The organism is Ferroplasma acidarmanus Fer1 (genome assembly GCF_000152265.2).
GTDB lineage: Archaea > Thermoplasmatota > Thermoplasmata > Thermoplasmatales > Thermoplasmataceae > Ferroplasma > Ferroplasma acidiphilum.
In genome coordinates, this window is the sequence record NC_021592.1 from 832,599 (window position 1) to 854,920 (window position 22,322).

At 37.9% G+C, this 22,322-nt stretch carries 23 protein-coding genes and 1 tRNA gene; 14 read left to right on the forward strand and 10 right to left on the reverse strand.

Features of this window, described 5'->3' with window-relative positions; all coding sequences use genetic code 11:
- Window position 1: 1 nt before the first annotated feature.
- Window positions 2-1,975: an acetate--CoA ligase family protein gene (locus tag FACI_RS04125; RefSeq protein WP_009886869.1), complete on the reverse strand. Its 1,974-nt coding sequence runs from the start codon at window positions 1,973-1,975 to the stop codon at window positions 2-4.
- Window positions 1,976-2,026: 51 nt separating this feature from the next.
- Window positions 2,027-2,602 (reverse strand): isochorismatase family protein, encoded by a 576-nt coding sequence (locus FACI_RS04130; protein ID WP_009886870.1) that lies wholly within the window; start codon window positions 2,600-2,602, stop codon window positions 2,027-2,029.
- A gap of 75 nt (window positions 2,603-2,677) precedes the next feature.
- Between FACI_RS04130 and FACI_RS04135 the strand changes: the two genes are divergently transcribed.
- The 6 genes from FACI_RS04135 to rpiA all read left to right on the forward strand — a co-directional run bounded on the left by FACI_RS04135 (window position 2,678) and on the right by rpiA (window position 6,919).
- Window positions 2,678-2,761 (forward strand) — tRNA-Leu (locus FACI_RS04135).
- Between the two features lie 108 nt (window positions 2,762-2,869).
- A complete protein-coding gene (locus tag FACI_RS09760; RefSeq protein WP_009886871.1) occupies window positions 2,870-3,625 on the forward strand; it encodes a class I SAM-dependent methyltransferase in 756 nt (251 codons plus the stop codon).
- Between the two features lie 101 nt (window positions 3,626-3,726).
- Entirely contained in the window at window positions 3,727-4,377 is a 651-nt protein-coding gene (locus FACI_RS04145) for a helix-turn-helix domain-containing protein (RefSeq protein WP_019841514.1), read from the forward strand.
- Between the two features lie 8 nt (window positions 4,378-4,385).
- Window positions 4,386-5,252 carry a hypothetical protein gene (locus tag FACI_RS04150; RefSeq protein WP_009886873.1) on the forward strand — a complete coding sequence of 289 codons (867 nt, stop codon included), beginning with the start codon at window positions 4,386-4,388 and terminating at the stop codon, window positions 5,250-5,252.
- Between the two features lie 68 nt (window positions 5,253-5,320).
- Window positions 5,321-6,217, forward strand: coding sequence for a 4-hydroxybenzoate octaprenyltransferase (locus tag FACI_RS04155; protein WP_009886874.1), 897 nt, complete (start codon window positions 5,321-5,323; stop codon window positions 6,215-6,217).
- Window positions 6,218-6,250: 33 nt separating this feature from the next.
- Window positions 6,251-6,919 (forward strand): ribose-5-phosphate isomerase RpiA, encoded by a 669-nt coding sequence (rpiA, locus tag FACI_RS04160; RefSeq protein WP_009886875.1) that lies wholly within the window; start codon window positions 6,251-6,253, stop codon window positions 6,917-6,919.
- On the opposite strand, the gene FACI_RS04165 is transcribed toward rpiA, so the two are convergent.
- Both FACI_RS04165 and FACI_RS04170 read right to left on the reverse strand, forming a co-directional pair.
- Window positions 6,914-7,882 (reverse strand): phosphate uptake regulator PhoU, encoded by a 969-nt coding sequence (locus FACI_RS04165; RefSeq protein WP_009886876.1) that lies wholly within the window; start codon window positions 7,880-7,882, stop codon window positions 6,914-6,916. The two genes, rpiA and FACI_RS04165, sit on opposite strands and share 6 nt — an antisense overlap.
- A gap of 57 nt (window positions 7,883-7,939) precedes the next feature.
- The gene (locus tag FACI_RS04170; RefSeq protein WP_148285726.1) at window positions 7,940-8,644 is read right to left on the reverse strand and encodes a hypothetical protein; all 705 of its coding nucleotides are present in this window, start codon (window positions 8,642-8,644) and stop codon (window positions 7,940-7,942) included.
- 264 nt (window positions 8,645-8,908) lie between these two features.
- Between FACI_RS04170 and FACI_RS04175 the strand changes: the two genes are divergently transcribed.
- From FACI_RS04175 to FACI_RS04200, 6 genes are all read left to right on the forward strand, one after another.
- Window positions 8,909-10,051 (forward strand): geranylgeranyl reductase family protein, encoded by a 1,143-nt coding sequence (locus FACI_RS04175; RefSeq protein WP_048074044.1) that lies wholly within the window; start codon window positions 8,909-8,911, stop codon window positions 10,049-10,051.
- Between the two features lie 141 nt (window positions 10,052-10,192).
- Window positions 10,193-11,056 carry a DMT family transporter gene (locus FACI_RS04180; RefSeq protein WP_236940570.1) on the forward strand — a complete coding sequence of 288 codons (864 nt, stop codon included), beginning with the start codon at window positions 10,193-10,195 and terminating at the stop codon, window positions 11,054-11,056.
- Window positions 11,057-11,124: 68 nt separating this feature from the next.
- The gene (locus FACI_RS04185; protein ID WP_009886880.1) at window positions 11,125-12,540 is read left to right on the forward strand and encodes an MFS transporter; all 1,416 of its coding nucleotides are present in this window, start codon (window positions 11,125-11,127) and stop codon (window positions 12,538-12,540) included.
- 180 nt (window positions 12,541-12,720) lie between these two features.
- On the forward strand, window positions 12,721-13,920 hold the full coding sequence (locus FACI_RS04190; protein ID WP_009886881.1) for an NnrS family protein: 1,200 nt from the start codon (window positions 12,721-12,723) through the stop codon (window positions 13,918-13,920).
- A gap of 102 nt (window positions 13,921-14,022) precedes the next feature.
- Complete coding sequence (locus FACI_RS04195) at window positions 14,023-14,655, forward strand: DUF2249 domain-containing protein (protein WP_009886882.1); 633 nt, start codon at window positions 14,023-14,025, stop codon at window positions 14,653-14,655.
- A gap of 29 nt (window positions 14,656-14,684) precedes the next feature.
- Window positions 14,685-15,161: a hypothetical protein gene (locus FACI_RS04200; protein ID WP_009886883.1), complete on the forward strand. Its 477-nt coding sequence runs from the start codon at window positions 14,685-14,687 to the stop codon at window positions 15,159-15,161.
- Between the two features lie 30 nt (window positions 15,162-15,191).
- Here FACI_RS04200 and FACI_RS09765 read toward each other — a convergent pair whose 3' ends face one another.
- From FACI_RS09765 to FACI_RS04220, 4 genes are all read right to left on the reverse strand, one after another.
- On the reverse strand, window positions 15,192-15,824 hold the full coding sequence (locus FACI_RS09765; RefSeq protein WP_009886884.1) for a helix-turn-helix domain-containing protein: 633 nt from the start codon (window positions 15,822-15,824) through the stop codon (window positions 15,192-15,194).
- Between the two features lie 50 nt (window positions 15,825-15,874).
- Window positions 15,875-16,774, reverse strand: a complete 900-nt coding sequence (locus FACI_RS04210) for a hypothetical protein (RefSeq protein ID WP_009886885.1) — start codon at window positions 16,772-16,774, stop codon at window positions 15,875-15,877.
- Between the two features lie 8 nt (window positions 16,775-16,782).
- A complete protein-coding gene (locus FACI_RS04215; protein ID WP_009886886.1) occupies window positions 16,783-17,427 on the reverse strand; it encodes a hypothetical protein in 645 nt (214 codons plus the stop codon).
- A gap of 70 nt (window positions 17,428-17,497) precedes the next feature.
- A complete protein-coding gene (locus FACI_RS04220) occupies window positions 17,498-18,004 on the reverse strand; it encodes a magnesium-dependent phosphatase-1 (RefSeq protein WP_019841518.1) in 507 nt (168 codons plus the stop codon).
- A gap of 287 nt (window positions 18,005-18,291) precedes the next feature.
- Here FACI_RS04220 and FACI_RS04225 point away from each other — a divergent pair, with 287 nt between their 5' ends.
- Window positions 18,292-18,927: a GNAT family N-acetyltransferase gene (locus tag FACI_RS04225; protein WP_009886888.1), complete on the forward strand. Its 636-nt coding sequence runs from the start codon at window positions 18,292-18,294 to the stop codon at window positions 18,925-18,927.
- Here FACI_RS04225 and tgtA read toward each other — a convergent pair whose 3' ends face one another.
- Window positions 18,928-20,805 carry a tRNA guanosine(15) transglycosylase TgtA gene (gene tgtA / locus FACI_RS04230; RefSeq protein ID WP_048074045.1) on the reverse strand — a complete coding sequence of 626 codons (1,878 nt, stop codon included), beginning with the start codon at window positions 20,803-20,805 and terminating at the stop codon, window positions 18,928-18,930.
- Window positions 20,806-20,903: 98 nt separating this feature from the next.
- On the opposite strand from tgtA, the gene FACI_RS04235 reads away from it, so the two are divergent.
- Complete coding sequence (locus FACI_RS04235; RefSeq protein ID WP_019841519.1) at window positions 20,904-21,905, forward strand: alcohol dehydrogenase catalytic domain-containing protein; 1,002 nt, start codon at window positions 20,904-20,906, stop codon at window positions 21,903-21,905.
- Here the strand turns inward: FACI_RS04235 and FACI_RS04240 are convergent.
- Window positions 21,896-22,321, reverse strand: a complete 426-nt coding sequence (locus FACI_RS04240; protein ID WP_009886891.1) for a MarR family winged helix-turn-helix transcriptional regulator — start codon at window positions 22,319-22,321, stop codon at window positions 21,896-21,898. The two genes, FACI_RS04235 and FACI_RS04240, sit on opposite strands and share 10 nt — an antisense overlap.
- Window position 22,322: the final 1 nt, after the last annotated feature.

Consider the following 22,322-nt stretch of genomic DNA (forward strand, 5'->3'; position numbering starts at 1 on the left):
TTTAGAGTACTATTCTCACATCTACGGCAAATGCGCCCTTTTCGTTGACAATAAGCGGGTTTATGTCCATTTCCTTTATATCAAGATCGATAAGCATGTTGGATAGTTTCGATATGGCCCTCACGGTGCTATTTATATCATAATCCCTGTTTCTTGATGTTAGCATGCCCAGTACTTTGCTGTCTTTCATCATCTGGTACGCTTCATCCTCCGATACAGGGCAAATTCCATAGCTAAGGCTTTTTATTACCTCCATATAGATTCCACCTATTCCAACCACTATTGCGGGCCCGAATACAGGGTCTTTTATTCCACCAACGAATATTTCAGCGCCGGATATCTGTGCCTGCATGATTGTCCTTGGATAATTCAATTCGGTAAATGAACTTTCAACTGTATCCTTTTCAACGTTCATTATAACCCCTTTTACATCTGTTTTATGTACAGGCGTATCAGGCGATATTTTCATAACAAGTGGGTATCCAACAGCTGTTGATTTTTCCACAGCTTCCTTTGCATTTTCTGCAATTGCATATGCAGGAGTCCGTATTCCATATATTTCCATTAGCTGCATTGCTTCGAAATCCTTTATGTAATTTTTTCCCTTTACAAGTTCCCTTGCCTGGTTAATGGGCTCAGCTGTGCGGATTTTTTTTACCGGATTTGGGCGTTCAACCATATACTTGATAGATCTCACCGCATCCTCAGGGAAGATGAAAGCCGGTATGGAAACAGAGTCCAGCAGTTTAGATGCTGCATTCTGGTCAAGCCCCATTGTTACCCCTATCACACCCTTTCCACGATAATTTACTATTGATTTTGCAACATCTGAACAGGAAACCATTGGAAGTGACTGGACTATAACTATTTTTGTGCAGTCAAGGTCTTTTATTATTCCCATTGCTTTATTGTACCTGTCATAGTTGGCATCACCTGATAAATCTATAGGATTCCTCGGTGTGCTCTGTTCCGGCATTACACTGAGCAAATCATGTTTTACCCTTTCAGGCAATTCTATTTCATTAAGCCCTTCCTTATCTATGGCATCTGTTGTCAATACGCCGTGCCCTCCAGAATTTGTAATAATAAGTATATCACTGGAAACAGGTTCTGATGACAGTACAATTTTCGCCAGGTTAAGCATATCTTCTATATTATCCACAAATATTCCGCCTACTGTCCTTACAGCTGCGCGGAATATATCCATTGACCCGGCAACGCTTCCTGTGTGTGTCTTTACCGCAGCTGCACCGGTTTTGCCCATTCCGCCCTTCAGGAATATTATGGGTTTGCGCTTTATGACATCTGGCAAAGTTGATAGGAACTTCTGGCCGGAAGAAACACCTTCCACATATGAGAAAATTGCCCTTGTTTCCACATCGGTTGATAAGAATTGAAAAGCATCTGTTTCATCCACGTCGGCCTGATTTCCAAGGCTGATGAAATAACTTATGCCAACATTGGATTCCTGTGCCCAGTTTAACATATAAACACCGAGGCCACCGCTCTGTGCAACCAGTGCAGCTTTTCCCCTTTTCACATCGGCAAATGCAAATGTTGCATTGACATCCGGCGTTATAAGCCCTATTGTATTCGGGCCAAGAACCCTTATTCCACTCTCCTTTGCAATTGCCATTATCTGGTCTTCAAGTTCTGCTCCATGCTGGTCAGTTTCCTTAAATCCGGAGGTTATAATTACTGCTGCCCCTGCCTTTATTGTAGCCGCATCTTTCATTACGCCGGGTACGGCATCCCTTGGCACCACTATAACTACCAGGTCAACACTTTCCTTTATATCTATAAGGCTTTTATATGCCGTCAATCCATCAATGCTGGCAGTTTTATTGTTCACCGGATAAACCTTTCCCGAAAATGATGATGTTATATTCCTTAATATGATATTTCCAACCTTAAGGCTGTCAGATGAAGCACCGACAACAGCTATACTTTTTGGTTTAAATAATTGTTCAAGCATAAACTATCATATCTAATATACTTAAAACAGTTTCTAATTGCCTGTATATAATCATACCGGATAATACTGTTCCAGGTCCCTTGTGTCAGTGACATCCACGAACTGGCTTATCATTTCCAGGCTCTGGAAGTACAGCCTTTCAGAATATGTGGATGTAATATCAGATACAACTATGGTATTGAATTCCCTGATATTTGCGTTCGCTGAACTTATAAATATATCTGTATCTGTGAAGAATCCCCCGAGAAAGATGGACCTGCGCCCGGTTTTGCTTATCTCTTCTTCCAGGCTACTCCGGTAGAATATATCTTCCTTCCATGTTTTTACTGTATTATTTACCTTTATTTTTTTATTAAATTCCTCGATAAAACCTTTATCGTAATCCGATGAGGGAGCCATATTTTTCATCCTGTTTTCCTCCTTGCGGTTCCGGAGTTTAAGAAGTTCTGGATTTTCCACAGAGTAATTCAATTCCCTTTCTGTAAATATAACCGGAATTTTATATTTATCGATGAAATTGTTAATGTAATCCATGCCCATTAAAAACTCCATCTTGCTGAAGCAATTCCGGAAAAATTCTGTATTGTAGTTGACAAGTACTATAACGGAATCATCTGGTTTAATCATAAGGTTCAGTATAAATGATGCATATTAGTATTTTGTTTTAAAAAGTTATATATAAAATTCCATAATACAGTTTACGCGGAGATTGCCGAGCTAGGAAAAGGCGATGGATTTAGGGTCCATTTCCGTAGGGATTCGTGGGTTCAAATCCCACTCTCCGCATTATTGTTTTATTTCCATGCTGTTACTTAAAAATCCATGCAGGTTTTAACCGGCTCTTCAGGAAAAGCCCTATCAGACACCTTAAATAGTTATTGGATATAATTATTCATGGATAAGTATAGCAATACAAAAGAATTCTTTTCCAAAAATTCTGAAAATTATGCTAAAAGCCAGTCCCATGCAAAGGATAGGGACCTTGATATCCTTATGGAAATGCTATCTCCACAGGCAGGCATGATCGGGCTTGATGCTGCCACAGGATCAGGGTTTACAGCCATAAGATTGGCAAAGAAAATAGAGAAGGTTTACGCCCTTGATATGGTTGACAATATGCTACTTGAAACTGCAAAACTGGCTGAAGAAAACGGGTTGCATAATGTATTCCCTGTAAAAGGCTATGTAGACTCCATGCCCTTTGAAAACGAAAAGTTTGATATTGTAACATGCAGAAGGGCTGCACACCATTTCGATGATAAAGATGAATTTGCATCTGAGGCTTTTAGAGTTTTAAAGGCAAATGGAATGATAGGCATAGACGATATGACCGTCCCTGATAGCATAATCAATGACCTGAATGAAGTTGAGAGAATAAGAGATAGTTCCCACATGTATGCAGCATCCACAGACGGATGGATTCGAATTCTTTCCCGGGCTGGATTTACCGGTTTAAAATATAAGGTATACAGCAGGAGGGTATCCTTTGAACAATGGCTTTATCCGGTTGAAATTGATTCCCCTGAAGGAAAAAAATCTCTAGAGTATTTCCAAAATGCACGTGATGAATTTCTATCCGGTATACAATGGGATGGAAACTCGTTTCAAAAATCATGGGCGGTAATAACAGGAGTAAAACAGATTCAATGATAGGGAACAATTGTTATTTTTAAATGATAATGTTTATAAGTGTTTAATGTAATATACATTTTATCCAGTATGCAAATTTAGTGTGGAAGGAGTGAAATCGTGTGAATGTCAAGGTTAAGATGAAAAATGAAGGGTGTTCCCTTAGCGGATTATATTCTGAGTTTAATATTAATTCAAGGGTGATCAAAAAGGAGATGCATGAGGGGCTTCTTTATGAAATTGCAGAAATCTATTACCACAATGGAAATCTTGACAAAATTTTGGTATCATTAAAATCCAGCCAGGGAGTAACAGGTGTTGAGACCCTATTTGACAATGGAAATATACTCATAATAAAATTAACGACAAATGAATGCCCTGTGCTTGGAATTTTGAAAAACTATTCAGAGAGCGGAAAATCCGTTTATAAGCAGGAAGAGAAAATAGAAGATGGAAACAATATCTGGAACATGCATATAGCCAGCATGGAACTGGTAAGGGAACTTTCAGAAAAGTTGAAGGAAAAAACAGGAAGCGATGTGTTCGTTAATATTTACAAAAAATCCAGTGTAGACAAACAATCCCTCTTTGTTGTAAAAGAAGCATATGACCTTGGATTTTTTGATGTGCCAAAGCGCATTAACCTGCTTGAGCTCTCTGCTATATTGAATATCCCGCCGACAACTCTGGATTTAATTATACGCAAATCATTAAAATATTTTCTTGATACGGAACTTGTTTCAAAGGATAAGTCACAGCTTTATAATGAATAGAAGCCCCTATGGAAAAGTACAGTGTGCTTATACTCGGTGGAGGCTACGGAGGAATTAATGCATATTATGGGATCAGGGATAAAAGACATGTGGCAATAATTGATTCAAAACGTGATTCCGTGTACCATGGCAAATCCAGGGATATAAGAATGAAGGTTCCGGCACCTATAATAGAAAATATAAAGAAAGTGGATATTGAGGAGCCCTATGTGCAGACAGACAGGCATGAATACTATCCTGAAAAGCTTGTAATTTCAACAGGATGCAATAGGGAAAGCCAGATTGAATTTATGTCAAAAAGCCATCTGTACAACAATATGTACCTTGGCTCAAAAAATGAATATGATGATTATATATTAATACAGTATATTTTAAAGTTGAATAAAGCGGGAATACGTGCAGGTTACAGTGGCAATTTTTTATCATTCCTGGGGAAAGAAGTGGAAACAAAGGTCAGGAAATTTCTAGAGATTTCAGGCGTTCCGTTATCTCCAGAGCCGGATTTTTTGTTGCCTGAATGCAGCCCGAATATATTTGAAAATTATATAAATGTGGATAAAAACTTAATGGTGAACGAAAATACGTATGCTATAGGCGATGTACTTGACTGGAGTGCAAAGTGTGGTGAGCTCTCAATGAGGCAGGGGGCATTTGCAGGCAGGCATATGAGTGGAAAGGTCCATGATTTTAAACCAGTATTTATTACAATTCTGGATAATTTGAAAGGAACAGGCATAAGAATTAAAAGCACAGAACCATGGAATTCCGGAATAGCTTCCGCACACATCGGAGGAGAATATTCACTCATGGCCGGATTTTTAATGCGTTATTACGGATTCAGGAATGGTAATATGGGAATCCTCCAGTATTTCTAGAATAGAACCATAATTAGAATTTAAATAATTTTTAATAATATTTATAAATATTTCTTTAATATAGCCGGGTGTGGGATCCTGGTGGAGCTAAGGATAAAAGGGGAAAACTCTACATAATACTGAGGTTCCTGAGAATGGAACAGACTTTCTTCAGCCTTCCCATGGCATACCTGGGAGCTTTCCTTGCAATAAGGAAGATACCTGCAATCAGGGTGCTTTTATTGATTTTCTTCGCCCTGTTTTTTGTCAGGATAGCAGGAATGACCAATGATAACCTTGCGGACCGGTTTATAGATGCTAAAAATCCAAGAACCATGACAAGGCCACTGGTAACTGGCGTGATAACCGTGAAAAATGCCTATGCACTCATAGCAATAGGACTTGCAGGTTATTTTATTTCTACGTATTTTATCAATATTATAGCCTTTTCCATATCACCGCTGGGTGCACTGGTAATCATGACATACCCTTACATGAAAAGGCATACAGCATTTGCCAACTACCAGATAGCCTCAATACAGGGTTTATCCGTAATGGCAGGGGCTATAGCAGCGGTAGGATTGCATTCACCTGTTTACATAATTTACCATATACCATGGTTTTTCGTACTCGCTACACTATTCTGGGCCCTCGGCTTTGATCTATATAACCATATACCGGATATAAAATATGACAGGGAAAATAAATTGCATAGCTTTGCCACACTGCTTGGTGACAGGGCACTGCAATTTGCAGGGTTGAACCAGATATTGTCTGTATCACTGGCTTTTACTGGCGATATTGTTTACAGGCTGGGTATCCTGTCATATGCAACAACCACACTGCACGGTGCAATAATGCTTTCTGCTTTTATACTGGCATACAGGGGGAATTTTGGAAAGGCATTCTATTATAATATTTATGCTTCCGTAGTTCTAGCGCTGGGAATTATAATAGATGTTGCCCTTGGTTTGCCGGCAATTTAAAAAAATTAATTATGCCTTATACAATATAAGTTTATGTATGAAAATGAAAAAAGAATTTCTGCCATGGAGGCATTGAAACATGTACATAGCAATATGAAACTCGGGCTCGGAACCGGGTCAACAACAAAATACTTTCTTGATGGGCTCGGGGAACTTGTTAAATCTGGAAAAATCACAGATATAACCGGTGTCCCGACATCATTGAGGACTGCTGACCTGGCCAAGTCCTATGGAATAAAAATAGAAAACAACCTTGAAGGGATAGAAATAGATTTTGACGGGGCAGATGAATTTGATGGCAGTGGAAACTTAATAAAGGGTGGTGGAGGTGCACTTGTGCGTGAAAAAATTGTTGCTTATAACAGTAAAGAAGTGTACATAATGGCTGACCATTCAAAATTTTCAGAAAAACTGCATAGTTTTCCATTGCCTGTGGAGGTTTTGCCCTTTATGGAGGATGTGACAAAGAAAAATATTGAAAAAACGGGGTGCAAAGCTACTTTCAGGGATGGAAAAAAATTTAAGAGCGACAACGGCAACTATATACTGGACTGCAGGTTCGATTTTACAGATGTTGTACTGGAAACAGAGATAAAGATGATTCCTGGAGTTGTTGAAGTAGGCATCTTCAGTGGGATTACAACAAAGGTATTCATAGGCGAAAATGAGAAATGCAGGGTTATGGACTTCCAGAAATCATAATGTTGTTTCATTCTGCATAGATAGAACCATATCCATTGCAAGTTCCGCTATATCTGTTGAGTACAGAGCAATCCTTGATATTTCCTCCGAGGAAAATGATATGGTCGCTATATCTGATGATTTCCCGAGGTCCAGCAATTCCTTCTTCTGGTCCATTATGGTTTTTTTGAATGATATGATATCATTGAGCCCGTTATATTTCTTGGAATAAAAGAGTGCCATTGACTTCTTATACAGGTCAAGTGAAAATGATAGGTTTTCAACTACCTTCTTATACGGTATATCAGTATCATTCCTCTCCAGCCATATTTTGCATATATTTACTGTATGGTCTGCCATTCTCTCAAGTATCCGGGATATAATCAGGTAATATATGCTATTGGGGTCTTCGCAACTTTTGCCTTTTACTTCACGGTAAATGTACCACTGGAAACGATCAATTTCATCGTCTCTTTCAATTACATTTTTTAACAGGTCATTGTCCATGTCATTAATCCCTTTTATCGTGTCGTAAATCATTGATTCAACATTAAGTGACATACGCTTTATAGAATTATAAATCGGGTAGGAATTTGAATTTAATACATTTTGCAGAACAATTTTTTTGGAATTTTCCTCAAATATTTCTATGCCTATAACCAGTTTTGAAAATTTCTTTATGGCTTCCCTTGTTTCATCACTGATATAGTATGAGCTTGTTATGGCCAGTGTATCGTAACCGGAAATGTAAAGAGATATCAATGCCCGTTCGATGCTTTTTGAATCCATCTTTGAATTCAGGATTAAATGTTTTTCTATCTCTGTTTTTACACCAACATCTCCGTAAAGAATAAGCCGGTTCTGTGATTCTTCAATTTTTATCTCACTGCTCCTCTGAAGATTGTTATTTTTTACCCATTTTGAAGGCAGAGAAACTATATATGTTGAACCTCCTGTTAACTGGATCTTTCTTATTGATTGCATGTATATATATCTGAAATAACTATATATAAATATCTATTAAATTTAAAACTATATAATTTATTTTCCAGCAAGGTTTTTCTTGCTGAAGAAATATGCTGCTACTATCCCTGCTATGTACATTACACCTATAGATGCTATATATTTATCTGCCAGTGCAAAAACATAAAACTCATAGAAAGTTAATCTCGGCACATTCACAGGGCCTGCACTTGTTATTGTCAGAGTTTTGTTAATTGTATAATTAGTGTCGTAAAGCCCCGATGGCAGCTTAGTATCGTAGTACATTGTTGTAATATTGCCATTTTTCGTATGGTTTAAATTGGAATAATGTACAGTTTTATTATATATTCCACTGGAATATATGTACAGGTATGAATTATTCAAAGATCCTGTGTAATTTGTGGTGATCGTAATATTGTAGTTATGATCTACACCTGAGAATGGCGTTATAGATGTCTTTAAGGAAGTCCCGTTTATATCACTGGTAGTTACGCCGTTTAGATCATAAACGTAGGTAGAGTATATGCCGGCAGATATCATAAGTACAACAAGTAAGATTACTATGCCCCCGAATAGCCTTGGCTTGAATCTGTACATGCCAAAGAAATGCATCAACAGGAAAATTACAACGGGAATTGAAAAAATAAGCAGAATTAGAAAAGCGTAAAACAAGGATATTGTGAATATCATAAGGGAATAAAGTATTGATATTAATGGTATGAATATTCTATTGTGATCTGTTAGGAATTTTCTTGCCTGCATTATTTTTTTGTAGTGTGTTATAATATAAATATTTTCCATCATTTTTCCACTGTGCATCTATAATGTGGATGAAGCATGCCTCTTAACTATGCAGAAGACTGATATTATCAAAAAAAAATCCGGAATATGCCGGTATCGCCAGGCAGAACACAGATAAATTTATATTGCTACAGAAATTTCACCTGATCGGATTGTAATATTGCATAATATCTGGAAAACATAACAGTGTGTAATAATATAAATATCATATTAATATCATTTATTGTGTACGACGTAATTGTTTCAGGAGCAGGACCTTCCGGTTCATATCTTTCATACCTGCTTTCCAGAAATGGGTATAAAGTTCTGCAGCTTGAGGAACACAGGGAAGTTGGCAAACCCGTTGAATGCACGGGGCTTGTATCTGAAAGGGTATTTAAATATGTCAATTCACGGTCAATGGTAAATGAGGTCCACGGAGCAAACGTTTTTTTCCCGAATGGCAAGAGCATACACATATCGAAGGGAGAGAAAACAATAGTTATGTACAGGGATGACTTTGACAAGGATGTTTCTGCAATGGCTATAGGTGCAGGGGCAGACACAAGGATAAATGCAAGGGTGCTTGATGCCAAGGTTAACGATTCATACGGAGAGGTAAAATACAGGGAGAATGGTGAAATTAAGTATGCCAGGGCCAATATAATAGTTGGTGCTGATGGTGCAAACAGCAGGATAAGACTTTCACTCAATTACGAAAGGCCAAAAAAAATAATTTCAACTTACCAGGTTGATTCCTCTTTCCACCTCGATGACCAGGACGATGTAAATGTTTTCATCGGTTCCGAGAATAGCAAGGGGTTTTTTGGATGGGCAGTCCCGTCAGGAGAAATTACAAGGATAGGCGTGGGAGTTGACCATGTGACAGCCATAAAGTATTTCAGGAATATCAATGTAAAATTCAACAGATCCCAGATACTTGGAATAAATGCCGGGCCAATACCCATCAATTATCTAAGCAAAACCTATGGAAACAGGTCATTGCTTCTGGGCGATGCTGCAGGAATAGTTAAGCCATTATCTGGTGGTGGCATATATACAGGAATAATTTCGGCTAAAAACGCATATACTGCAATAGATCAGAGTTTCAATAGAAACAATTTCTCGGAAGATGCATTAAAGGCTTATCAGAAACTCTGGAAGCGTGAAATTGGCAGGGAACTTTTTATAGATGCAAAAATTCAACAATACTTTTCAAAGATAAGCACAAACGATACCCTGCTGAATAAAATATATGATACTATTAACAGGGAAGATATTATACGCAGGATAAATTCCCTGGGTGACATAGATTATCCAGCGAAAGTTGTGTTTTCAATACTTATGAGAAAACCACAGCTGATAAAATATTTCCTGTTCGGCGGATGATAGGCTTTTAGCAAATAGTATTAGAAAACATTGAATTTCCGTATAATTTATAGTTAATAGTCGCCCGCATAAAAAATATATGGCTAAATTAATTAGGCATGAAATATTAAAGTAAAAATGCAGGGCAAAGTGCTATATTTTATGCTTCTAATCTCTGTTGTGGTGATCTGGGGTGCAACATTTCCGATAATGAAACTTTCACTTCAGTATATAAGCCCTGTGATGCTTCTGTCTTTCAGGTTTATCCTTTCAGCTGCACTCATGCTGCCCATAGTGTTTAAAAATAAAATGTTAATTGAAAGAAAGAACGTAATACTTGGAATTGTGGGCGGCATATTGCTTTTTCTGGCATATTATACACAGACAGTTGGCCTTGAATACACAACATCATCCCAATCAGGGCTTATCACAGGCATGTATGTCGTTTTGCTGCCAATCATATCGCTATTATACCTTAAAATCAAATTAAACAAAGTAGATGTTATCGCTGTTAGTATTGGCTTCATAGGGCTTATACTCATGTCATCGCTAAAATTCAGTTCAGCATATACCTTCGGAGACATACTTACCTTCTTCTGTGCCATTTTTTATGGGCTGCAGACCGCATATGTATTTAAATATACAAAATACCTTGACAGCATGGTTTTCACATTTTACCAGTTATTGATGGTTGGAGTTTTATCATCAATATTTGTTCCGTTTAGCTGGGAACCTTCCGGGCTTTTGAAACCCATAGTCATTTTTACAATAGTATTTACTGCCCTCTTCGCCAGTTTCTTTGCCATATTAATAAATACGAGAGTCCTGCAATACATAGAACCAACTGCAGCAGGAGTAATATATGTTGGGGAACCTGTATTTGCAGTTATATCATCCATACTGATCCTCAAAGAAATTCCAACTATGGATATAATACTTGGTGGCATTATCATAGTGGTGGCAATGCTGATTGAAACATTGCATAAATACGTAGAAACAAAGAATTCTATAAATATTCCACAATAGCCTATATATTACTATATAATTTATATGGAAAATATTTATTCATGTAGTGACTATATTTCTATGAGAATATGGATAATAAAAATGAAGGTAATATAAGTGCAATAAACCAGGCACTGGATAATGCCACAGGAAAGTTCCACTTCAGAACTTTTCTGACAGCAGGGATGGGATTTTTCACAGATGCCTATGATTTGTTTATTATAGGAACGGTGCTCGCAATACTTCCAATGATTGGATGGCACCTTACAAAAACAGAAATAGCCCTTATAGGGTCTGTGTCACTGATAGCTGCTGTACTTGGTGCGCTGGCATTTGGCAGATTGCTCGATTATCTTGGCAGAAAGGCTATTTATGGCCTGGAACTGGTATTGCTTGTAATTGGTGCTTTAGGAAGTGCATTCCTATCGTTTAAAAACCCCTACGCTTTAATGGCATGGAGATTTTTGCTGGGAGTAGGCATTGGCGGTGATTATGCAACATCTTCTGTTATAATGGCAGAATATTCCAATATGAAAACAAGGGGAAAATATGTTGGAATGGTATTTTCAATGCAAAGCATAGGTTTAGTAGTTTCTTCATTGCTTGCCCTTACATTTTTACTGAGCACGAAGATTATTCCACTGGCAGACGCCTGGAAAATAATGCTTTCAGTAGGAGCCATCCCCGCTGCAATAGTAATTTACTACAGAAGAAAAATGCCTGAACCACCGAGATATACTGTTGCAAAAGGGCGTGCTGCGGAGGCTTCAAAGAATCTTAAATCCTATACCGGAATAGATGTAGCTGTCTCTAAAAATAAAGAGGAGGTAAATGCTCCATGGTATACCCTCTTTAAGGATAGAAAATTCCTTATTACATTAATAGGGACAGCAGGAGCATGGTTCTTAATGGACTGGGCATTTTACGGAAACTCCATAATGGCAAGCAGAATTTTCGCAACCATAATAACACAGACCGGATTGTCTGGCTTAATAAGATCTACGGAATACTCCGCCATAGTGTTCATTGGATTTGCCCTGCCAGGGTACTGGCTGGCAACATTTACACTGGATAAACTTGGAAGAAAGCCGATACAGATAACGGGCTTCATAATGCTCGCGGTAACATACGGAATACTTGCATTATTTCCTATACTGGATACCCCTTCATTTGTGGTGGAGTTCATTGCAGTGTATGGTATTAGCTATTTCTTCATGATGTTCGGGCCAAATGTTACAACATTTGTCTTCCCATCAGAGGTGTTCCCTGTAACAACAAGAGGGTTTGGTACAGGCATATCTGCGGCTGGAGGAAAAACCGGAGCTTTTATAGGCACATTTGTTGATGTGTTTATAATAGCCGCTGGGCTTTCATCACTCATGACTGTACTTGCAATATTTTCAGTATTAGGCGTTATAGTAACAATACTGTGCCTGCCAGAACCGAAGGGAAGGGCAATGGAAGAGATTTCCAGGGAAAAGGAATATACTAAAACTATAAATTAAATATATATTTTAATTTGAATATTCATGATATTTAATTTTTAACGCCTCAAAAATTTCAACACATATTTTATTTATTAATACAGCAGGTTTTGGTCACTGCAACCCGGAAGCGGGCAGGGATAATTTATAAACCTAATATTTTAGGGATGATACTTATAAGGGCATAACAACTCATCTGGTATGCCTGATCCTATAGCCTTGAAAAAGAAGGGGGCAGGATTGCCAGTACAGCATCCGCCACGCATAGTATACATTGGAATATTGCTTTCCGCACTTTCGCTTGCGGCCGGGTTTTTAACTGGCATTGCTGCACTGGCGGTAAATAATGGTTATCCATCGATTATACCGCTGGCAAATGGAATTACTTTCCATCCTGATTTGATGGTATTTGGAGCAGTGGGCGGGCTGCTGATTTCAGAAAAACTTGAACTTATGGAAAAGTTTCCACTCATAAGAAACATTCCAATTTCCAGGCCAATCGTAGCTTTTCTTTTCGGCGGGGTTTTTATATTGTCCTTAGGAATTTTATCCAGTTATGAAATAGCAAGATATGCAGGGCTTCTGCTGGTGGTTGCAGCATCTCTCCTCTTTTTGCTGTTTATGTCAAGCAATGCAAATCATGGCGATAAACGGATAAAGCTGGTGTTCGCTGCAGCTATTGCTTCCATGTTTCTGGCTGCCATAGGAAACATGAACTCCCTGCTATACAGTAATATGAAGCTTACATTTCTTGCCCTGCTCTTCCCTATCCTTTATATTCTCGCAGAGAGGATGGAACTTGGATTTGTACGTGGAATGGGTGCCCGTATAATGGCACTCCAGGCTTACATAGCTTGGTTTGCAGTCGGCATGGCATTTGTATCTGTTGAGGTTCCGGACAAATTTATCAGCCGCTTCGCCATGGTTCTTTCTATCATTCTTGTAGCTATACTAACCGGTATTTCTATCAAATTTGACCCTGCTTTCAGGAAAATAAAGAGAAATGGCAGATTCCAGCATTTCATGCGTGCCGGGATACAGATTTCATTTTTCTGGCTTGCACTTGGCCTCATCCTTTTCATGTTGCAGGCAATCATCGGGCATGGTTATCTTGACCCTGCCACACATTCCATAGCCATTGGCTTCATCGGAAGCTTTATTGTGGCACACAGCCCGGTAATATTTCCGCTAACATTCAAGAAAAAAGCAATTCAGGAAAATGTTACATTCCTCCCCCTGATTATGATAACCATTGCAAATGTATCACGGGTTTTTGGCGATTTAGCTATACCCTACACTTCATTGGGTGAAACATTTTCCTATGTCTCTGGCTACCTGCTCCTGTTTGCAATTCTTTTATTTGTTTATAATATCAAAAAAATTATGGTTAGCCCTGACTGAGCCGGGATGCGCGCAGTGTGCATAAACCATAATAATTTATTTCTGAATTTCACCCTAAAAATACAGGGATTTTGTTATTATGGCATCATTTAATTGGGGAATATGGGAAATATAAAAAATAATTACATAGAAATTGATATCAGGAATATAGCTCCAGGTGAGAGGCGTGGCAAAATTTTTGAACGGTTCCTTGCACTAGGGCAGGGGCAGGAACTGCATGTTATTGCAGACCATGATCCGGTACACCTTCTGGGAAGCATGAAAAGCCATAAATTGCCTGTAGATGTGGCAGCTTACAGGACATTAACAGATAAAGATGGTACATTCACAGGAATTTTTAAAAAACTTGAACATGAAAATGTCAATGAAAACTTTCTGGCAACAGACATTGACCAGGAAAGAAACTATCTTCCAGATAGGTTTAATCCCGTTACCGTATACACAGGGGAGAATTACAGGGTTATTATAACCTATATTAAGGCAGGCCAGTTTATTCCTGTGCATTCTCCATCCACAGACCTCATATTCTCTGTATTTAAGGGAAACGGGAGCATGGTTGCTGGAGACAGGGAAATAAACATACACCCCGGCAGCATTGTAATAGTACATGCCGGAGAAAAGCGCGGGGTCTTCGCAAACACCGATATGGAAGCTTTTCATGTAGTCTCTCCAGTACCGGATGAAAAGGACCATCTCGAGGTAAAAGAAAAACTGGAATCGAAGAAATATATTTGAACATGTTCAGGTTAATGAGGTAATTAATTATGAAATCAAGTGTGGAAAAGAGAATGCAGGAGAGAATAGACGTGAAACTTGTGCTGAGATTTATTGCAACCAGTTTCGTCTATTTTCTAGCAGGATTGGTAATTTTTGCCGTGAATCTAATATTTTCGCTTAACATGCATCGTGATCCTATTTTCGTTATGTGGCTCTTTGGCGGTGTGGTGATGATAATATTTGGCCTTTCATACATGTTTTCATCCGGAATCGCAAAAAATAGTGCGATGGCCAACAATACTGTGCATATAGAGTATATACTGTTAAATATAGGTGTAGTGCTGTTTTTTCTAGGGTTCTCGCTTTTCCTTGGATTTTCAGGGGTAGGAAGCTATGGGATCGGAAAACCACTTGCCATAACAGGCCTTATGGCTATCATTGTCTCCATGCTGATCCATCTGATCAACATATTTGTAATGATTTCCAGAGACCCGTATAAAAACAAAAAACATGGTTCTCCATGATTAATTGTTACTGTGGATACCTGTAACCTGTTATCTCTCTTTTCCCTTAAAATAAGATGAGATAATATTCTTTTCAGCCCGCCTTAATATTTCAGCAAGTGTGACATAAGAGACATTGAGCCGGGTGGAAAGCCCTTCCAGGTTAATTTTTTTAGGATATTCAAAGAATCCAAGTTCAAATGCTGTTCTTACTACATACTCCTGCCTGGCTGTTATATCATTCTTTTTTGATAATGCCCTTTTTCTGAGAATTTCAAATTTAATGCCATCAGATTCCAGCCTGTCAGTAAAACCATTTATTGTTGCCTCGTCGGGGACGAGCAAATTCATTCTGATATTGCCTGAATCATTGCTATATGCGGCTGTAAGGAACAGATCCCAGTTCAATATTGTACTGCATATGCTGCATTCGTGTGCATCAACAATTGCAGTTGCATGGCTGGTATCAACTATGGCAAAGTTATTTCCAGCTGTTTTTGTCCTGCTTTCCATTTCATGTGAAAAATTTTCCATCTTCCCTTCAGGAAGAAATATTTCTAAAAGGTCCATTGCCCCATTCCTGCCCATGCGGATATCCCTGATTTTAATGCTGGCTGAATGTGTTTTAACAATATCCTTAATCCATTCCACTGGCTCCCTGAATTCTATATCCAATTCTATCAAAACTGTCCCGCGATTAATTTCAAAATAGGTAATAAATTTATACTAAACTCCTAATCCTTTATAAAATTTTCAAATATTGTTTTATCTCCATTTATTTTAGTATCTATATTTGTGAATACATTTGAATTGTAAAGTGATTCTATATAATTTTTAAATTTAAGTTTGTCGGGTTCCCTTCCATAGAGTTCACCATACTCTTTCCGGAGGTCTTCACTGCTTATCTCCATCATATGCCCTGCGAGGCTGCACAGGGAATAATATGAATATGCTGTCCTGAGGTATGGCTTCAATGATGAAATGCCTGATATATATAAAATCCTGTGTGACATGACGTATGAAAGCAGATTTTCTATGCCTTCGCTGGCTACTGCATCGAATTCCGGGCCCGGTTCTATTATGCATGCACCGTATTTGTATTCGTAACTAAATATTGCAAGGTCTCCTACTTCATTGAAATATTTCAGGCGTTTCGCATCACTTTTTTTATCAGATACCAGTATCAGCCTTTTCTTTTCCACCAGTTCCCGGAGTATTTCCATGACAGGCGTAAGCGACATCTGTACTTCCCCGATTCTTGAAAGATTGGACGCTATAGATTCAAGCAATTTAGCCTCTCCTGCTGCTGTCAGGGATGATTTAACATCCTCAAGTAGTTTAATCGCAGTCTTTCTGTCCGGGCCGGTAAAATTTGCCCTGCCATTAACCTGTTCTGCAGAGATATAAAATATGTGGCTGAATTTTCTAATTAATAATGTGTTTCCAAGTATTTTTTGCTGGAAAACATCAATATAAGCATGCAATTTTTCTATATTTTCAATGGAATCCGGGTCCACAGCAACTGAACTCCCGTAGATTTCTGACACAAATGTATTCATGAGCGAAATTAAAGTTTCAATATTGTCATTTCCCTGTTCGTATTTTTTTGTTATATAGTTTTTTATTTCAAGCATTAACACACCTAATACTCGTTCAATGAACGCAATTCCTCTCCATTCCTTGCAAGCACATTCGCATACACTATCTTTATCCTGCTTCCCAATTTTTCACAGTATCCTGTAAATTCATCTATTTCCATAGCCTTTACTTTATCTCCAGTGCGTTTGTAAAAATCATTAATGCCAGTTTTTAATTCCACACCCTCAAAGCCAGGAATTAATAGTATTTTATCCCGGTAAATAAAGGCAGTAAAATAATACATGATATTTTCCGGAAGGTTATTATTGATAACCTCATATTTAACCAGTGGGCCTATAAATTTATATGGAAATCCCATAACAACCGGCCTTCCCTTCTCCATATAATTTATCGCTTTGCCAATGTCATTGTCCTCACTAAGAGAAAAATAAAACTCTTTTATTTTCATTTTCCGCAAATTCCTATTTAATATTGCAGATATGCCTGAAAGGGTTGTATTATCTGCCAGAAATCCAAAATATTCATTAAAAGATAATATGCTATTTATGTTGTTTATTCTCATAATGTAGTTATTCGCATGTGTATATTTGTATATTTGAGTGTGCATAGTTATCCATAGGCTGGCTGCGAATGAAGCCTGGGGGTCCTTATTGCTTTTAAACCATATTACTGGAAGTTCGTCTGGCATATTTATATTAATATTGTTTTTGAATATTTAAAATGTTTCATAAAATTAAGGCAAATCCCGATAGGAAAAATCAGTTTTTCAATATTTTCATTTTTACTATTTCCATTGCATCGTGATATGTTTTTGTTGTTTTCCAGATATTTATAAAAACTATATCGCCTATATTCTTCCTTATTGCCTCCATATGCAGATCCCTGTCATCAACATATACAACCCTCTGCACCGGAATTTCAACACCCTCTTTCTTCAGCAGGCTTATAAGCTTGAGCAACCGCTGGTCCTTGTCCGGGGTCTGGTCTGTGGAGTTATAGTCGAAAAGGTTGCATATGCCAAATGTTTCAAGTGCTTCCTGGGCATAATCCTTTCTGTTCCAGCTCAATGTTGTCGTTATAGCACCATTCTCACGTGCCCATCTTATAAAATCCAGTGCTTCCGGAAACAACGTTACTGTAACATTATCCTGATTTACTATGCTATTCGAGTCCAGGCGTGTATAAGGCGGGTTAACTCCTGAGATATTTAAATGATCCCATACTGTGCCATCCAGATCCATAGCCAGAATCCATGGTCTAATCATCCATTAGGTATTGCAATAATTAAATAAATATATCGTAAAAAATATTGAAAATATGCGATAAATTTTAAGGGAAAATTGAAATTATATGTGATAGATATAACCCGGGTTAGTGGATTATCGGAAAATATCTAAATTCAGGTTATGCCATGCCTTTATGATACCCCATGCATTCTGAAGTTTTATTAAATATTAAAATTGATAATCAGGGAACTAAAAACTACCGCAAAATTGAAAATAAAAACCCATAAAAACCGCAATTTAGATATAATAAAAGCGAATGTTTTGTTATGATAGAAAATATAGATGTATCAGAAGTTAAAAGTGATACTGAATTTAAAGAAGCTATAGAAATATATGAAGAAGCTTTTCCTGAGGGGGAGAAAAGGCCGGTGGAAGATATTAAGCGGAATATTGAAGAAAATAATGAAAAAATGTTTATCGCCAGGCATAATGGAGATCCTGTATTATTTTCAATGATCTGGCCTGTAGAGGATACAGATTTTTTATTTCTGGATTACATAGCTGTTGGTAAAAATTACAGGGGGCAGGGCGTAGGTTCCATTTTTCTACAGAAAATATTCGATATAAGTGAAAACGTAAATTATAACCATATGATATTTGAAGTTGAAAATCCTGAAGAAGGCGACAATAAAAAACAGAGAAGTGAAAGGATTAAATTTTACAGGAGGGCTGGCGCAAAAACTATGACAGGATTCAAATACTTTTTGCCTCCAAGGAACGGCAGTAAATCCCAGGAAATGAAATTGATGATGATTTCAAGGAAAAATATAGGGAAGGTGAATGGAAAAAGGATTCAATCCACACTTTCACAAATTTATACACACATATACAACAGGAGCAGCAACGATAAAACCCTTAACGGGATACTGGATGATATACCTGAAAATATCACCCTTGAATAATCATAGCTTATTAATGCCTTCGTGAACTTTTACCGCTATGCCATTCCTGTAAAATCCCATCTCTTTGCCAGACACAGTTGCATGCCCTACTGCATAAAGATCGCCTGAAGCGCTGGTTACCATTACATCATTCCCGGCTATTATTTCCCTGTCGCAATCTTCTACAAATTTGAAAAATACGTTATATCCCTGTGAATTGAATTCCCCGCTGTCATCTGTGACTATTACACGGGATGCAGGAAAATCCAGCATATCATTCAATAATTTGCCACCATAAATTGAGAGCGTTAAAAATCCATCGTTTCTCATTGTTGCTATTATTTTTTCACCGCGTTTTATATTCCTTATATGGCCTGTAGCCTTTGATTTTATTATTTTATCTGAATTTACAAAAAGATTTTTCCGGGCTTTGAACTGTAAATGGAAAACCTCATTTATTTTTGAATGACTGTAATTTCTGATTTTTTCGCTGCCGGTTATTGAAGGGTCATAAAATGAGATATCATTGTTTATGGATTTCAGCCATGCTATATAGTCATCACGGTAAATTTTATCCAGTACCCCTGACGGCACCATCTGGCTAACCGGATATGTGTTTTCCAGCTCCATGGGTATAAAAATATCATTCCATTCTATGAGAAAGTTATAGTCTGTGGTTTCATATGACCTAAGTATATCATCAGAAACAGGGAATCCATGCCTCCACTGGCGGTAACTTACAAGAACTGTTTTTTTACCGTTGCTTATATAGTCCTCTGTGAATTTTACAAGGCGTTTTATGAACGTATTTTTATATGTAGAAGAGTTGAAAAAATATAAGGGGGATTTAAGGGAAATATTCCAGAACGGCTCTAAATTGTGATCAAGCATTTCCAGATAAGCCCTGTAAAGTGCAGGGTGCGCCATAGATTTTTCTTCCACATACTGGTAAAGGGTGTTTTCATATATCCTTTCCTTTATTTCTGTTATTTCGTTGAAAATAGCTTTAAGATTATGGAGCGATAACAACTTTAGCCGGGTTTTTTCATCGGCTTTGATCAATTCGACAGGAGAATATTTATTAAAAAGCGGGCTCCATTCAGGGAAGTCACGTATTTCCTTCAGGTTCCTTGTACCTTCTGTATAAAGCACCCTGTTGTCCTTTGCATATTTAATATAGGAAGCTGAATCGAAAATATCAACGCCCAGCAGAACAGAAAATGCAAAAAACATGGGATGCCCCCCGCCAAATAGATGCACGGGTTTTGAAAAGTCTGAATTTAGCTTTGAATTTATTATTATATTTACAAGGTCGCTATATCTGTAAGATTCAAGGAGTGGAACAACTCCGCCAATAGGTAGGTAAGAGGCTTCTGACATGAGTCTGGCTGATTCCCTCCTCAGGTCAGGGTATATTGAACCCTGTATTGGCCCGGCAATTATGGAATCCGGTGTGTTTACCTCCTGTAGCCTTCTGGATGTTTCGTATACTGCTGCCTTTGCCTGTTCATAGCTATCCTGGGGCTTGGTAAATATATCAAGTATGGTTATTATATCGCTTCCAATATCCTTCTGGAACTGCACAATTTCTTTGTTGCCATATTCTATATCACCGTATACATAACTCTGAAACGTGCCTGAATCTGTCATAATCGGGCCATCAAAATTTATTAGCCTGTGCACTCCGTGTTTAAGCGCATCCTGTTCAAGTGATGCTGTTCTTTTAATAATGTAACTATTTGTAATAACTGCCTGGACTCCAATAGATTTTAATTCTTCTTTGGTCAGGAAATTTAGATTTGGATTTATTACGGGCATTACGGTTGGAGTTTCTATATCTCCATGAGGAGTTGAAAATTTACCTATTCGCGCAAGCCCTTCCCTGAAAAACATCTGCATTATGGCTAATTTTTACATGATATTTAACTATTGGTCGATATTTGCGTGGTACTATAATCACGGGAAAAATTATAATAAATATTAAACCATTAAAAATAATGAAAGCTTATGTTTTAAAAGAGCCAGGGGTGCTTGAATTAATCAATACAGAAGCCAGGAAGCCTGATACTGGCGAAGTTCAGATAAAGACCAGGGCATGTGGCATATGTGGTACAGATTTTCATGCATACAATGGAAAACACCTTGCTGTCAAATATCCGGTGATCCCGGGGCATGAGTTTAGCGGGGTTATCACATCAATAGGTGAAGGTGTAAAATCATTTATGCCCGGAGACAGGGTAGTTGTTGATCCAAATATAACATGCGGGCAATGTGAATACTGCAAAGGAGGGAAGGAAAATTTCTGTGAAAATATAAAAACTGTTGGCATAAACTATCCAGGAGGATATGGCGAGTATGTCACTGTTCCGGAAAAGGTAGTTTATAAAATTCCTGATACTATGAGTTTTGAAGCCGCAGCAATTGTTGAACCTGTAGCATGCATAATACACGCTTTTGATAATACACATGTCCCCCTTGGCGGGTCAGCTATAATTTCAGGCACTGGTTTTATTGGCCTTGCATTTTTACAGATATTGAAGGGCATGGGATATTATCCTGTATACACCATGGACACGAATCCTACCAGAAACTTGCTGGCTAAAAAATATGGTTCTGATAAAATATACACGGGCATAGATGATTTAATGGAAAGCGATATTATAGGAAAGGCAAACGTTGTTGTTGAAGCTACAGGGTCCAATAGCATACTTTCTAAAACAATTGATATGGCTTCGCCTTCCGGAAAGATCTTCGCATTTTCTGTGTATCCGCCCGGTGAAAAAATTGAAATTGAGTCAAATAAAATATATAGCAAGGAGATATCAATCTTCGGAGATTTCGTAAATCCGTATACAATGAGGAAAGCAATTAATATGATAAGCTCCGGGCTTATAGATTATTCAGGGATGGAAGACCCTGTAATAAAAATTAACGATATTGGAAACCTCTTCCAATCCGGAAAGAGAAATTTTATAAAACCTTTGATATCCTATGAATGACAGTGCATATTCTGGCTTATTTTTTCCAGTATGGTAGATAATTTTTCTACATCATCCTCTGGCAGGGAGGAAATAGAATCGCCGATAATCGTTTTAATCATTTTTCCCACCTTATTATAAATTTTTAGCCCTTCATCTGTTATCTCTATGTTTATTACACGCCTGTCCTGGCTGCTATGTACCCTCTTTACAAGGTTCCTTTCTTCCAGGCCATCCGTTATATCTGTGACCCACCCCTTTGCAAGTGATAGGGTATCGGCCAGATATTTCATATTTTTTGGTTCAGAATGGACAAGATGAAGTATTTTATAATCTACCATGCTGAGGGATAGAGATGAAAGATGGGATTTTATTCTTACTGCGTATTCTCCCAGTATGCTGTCAAACAGAGACCATATATTCAGTGCATTATCCATG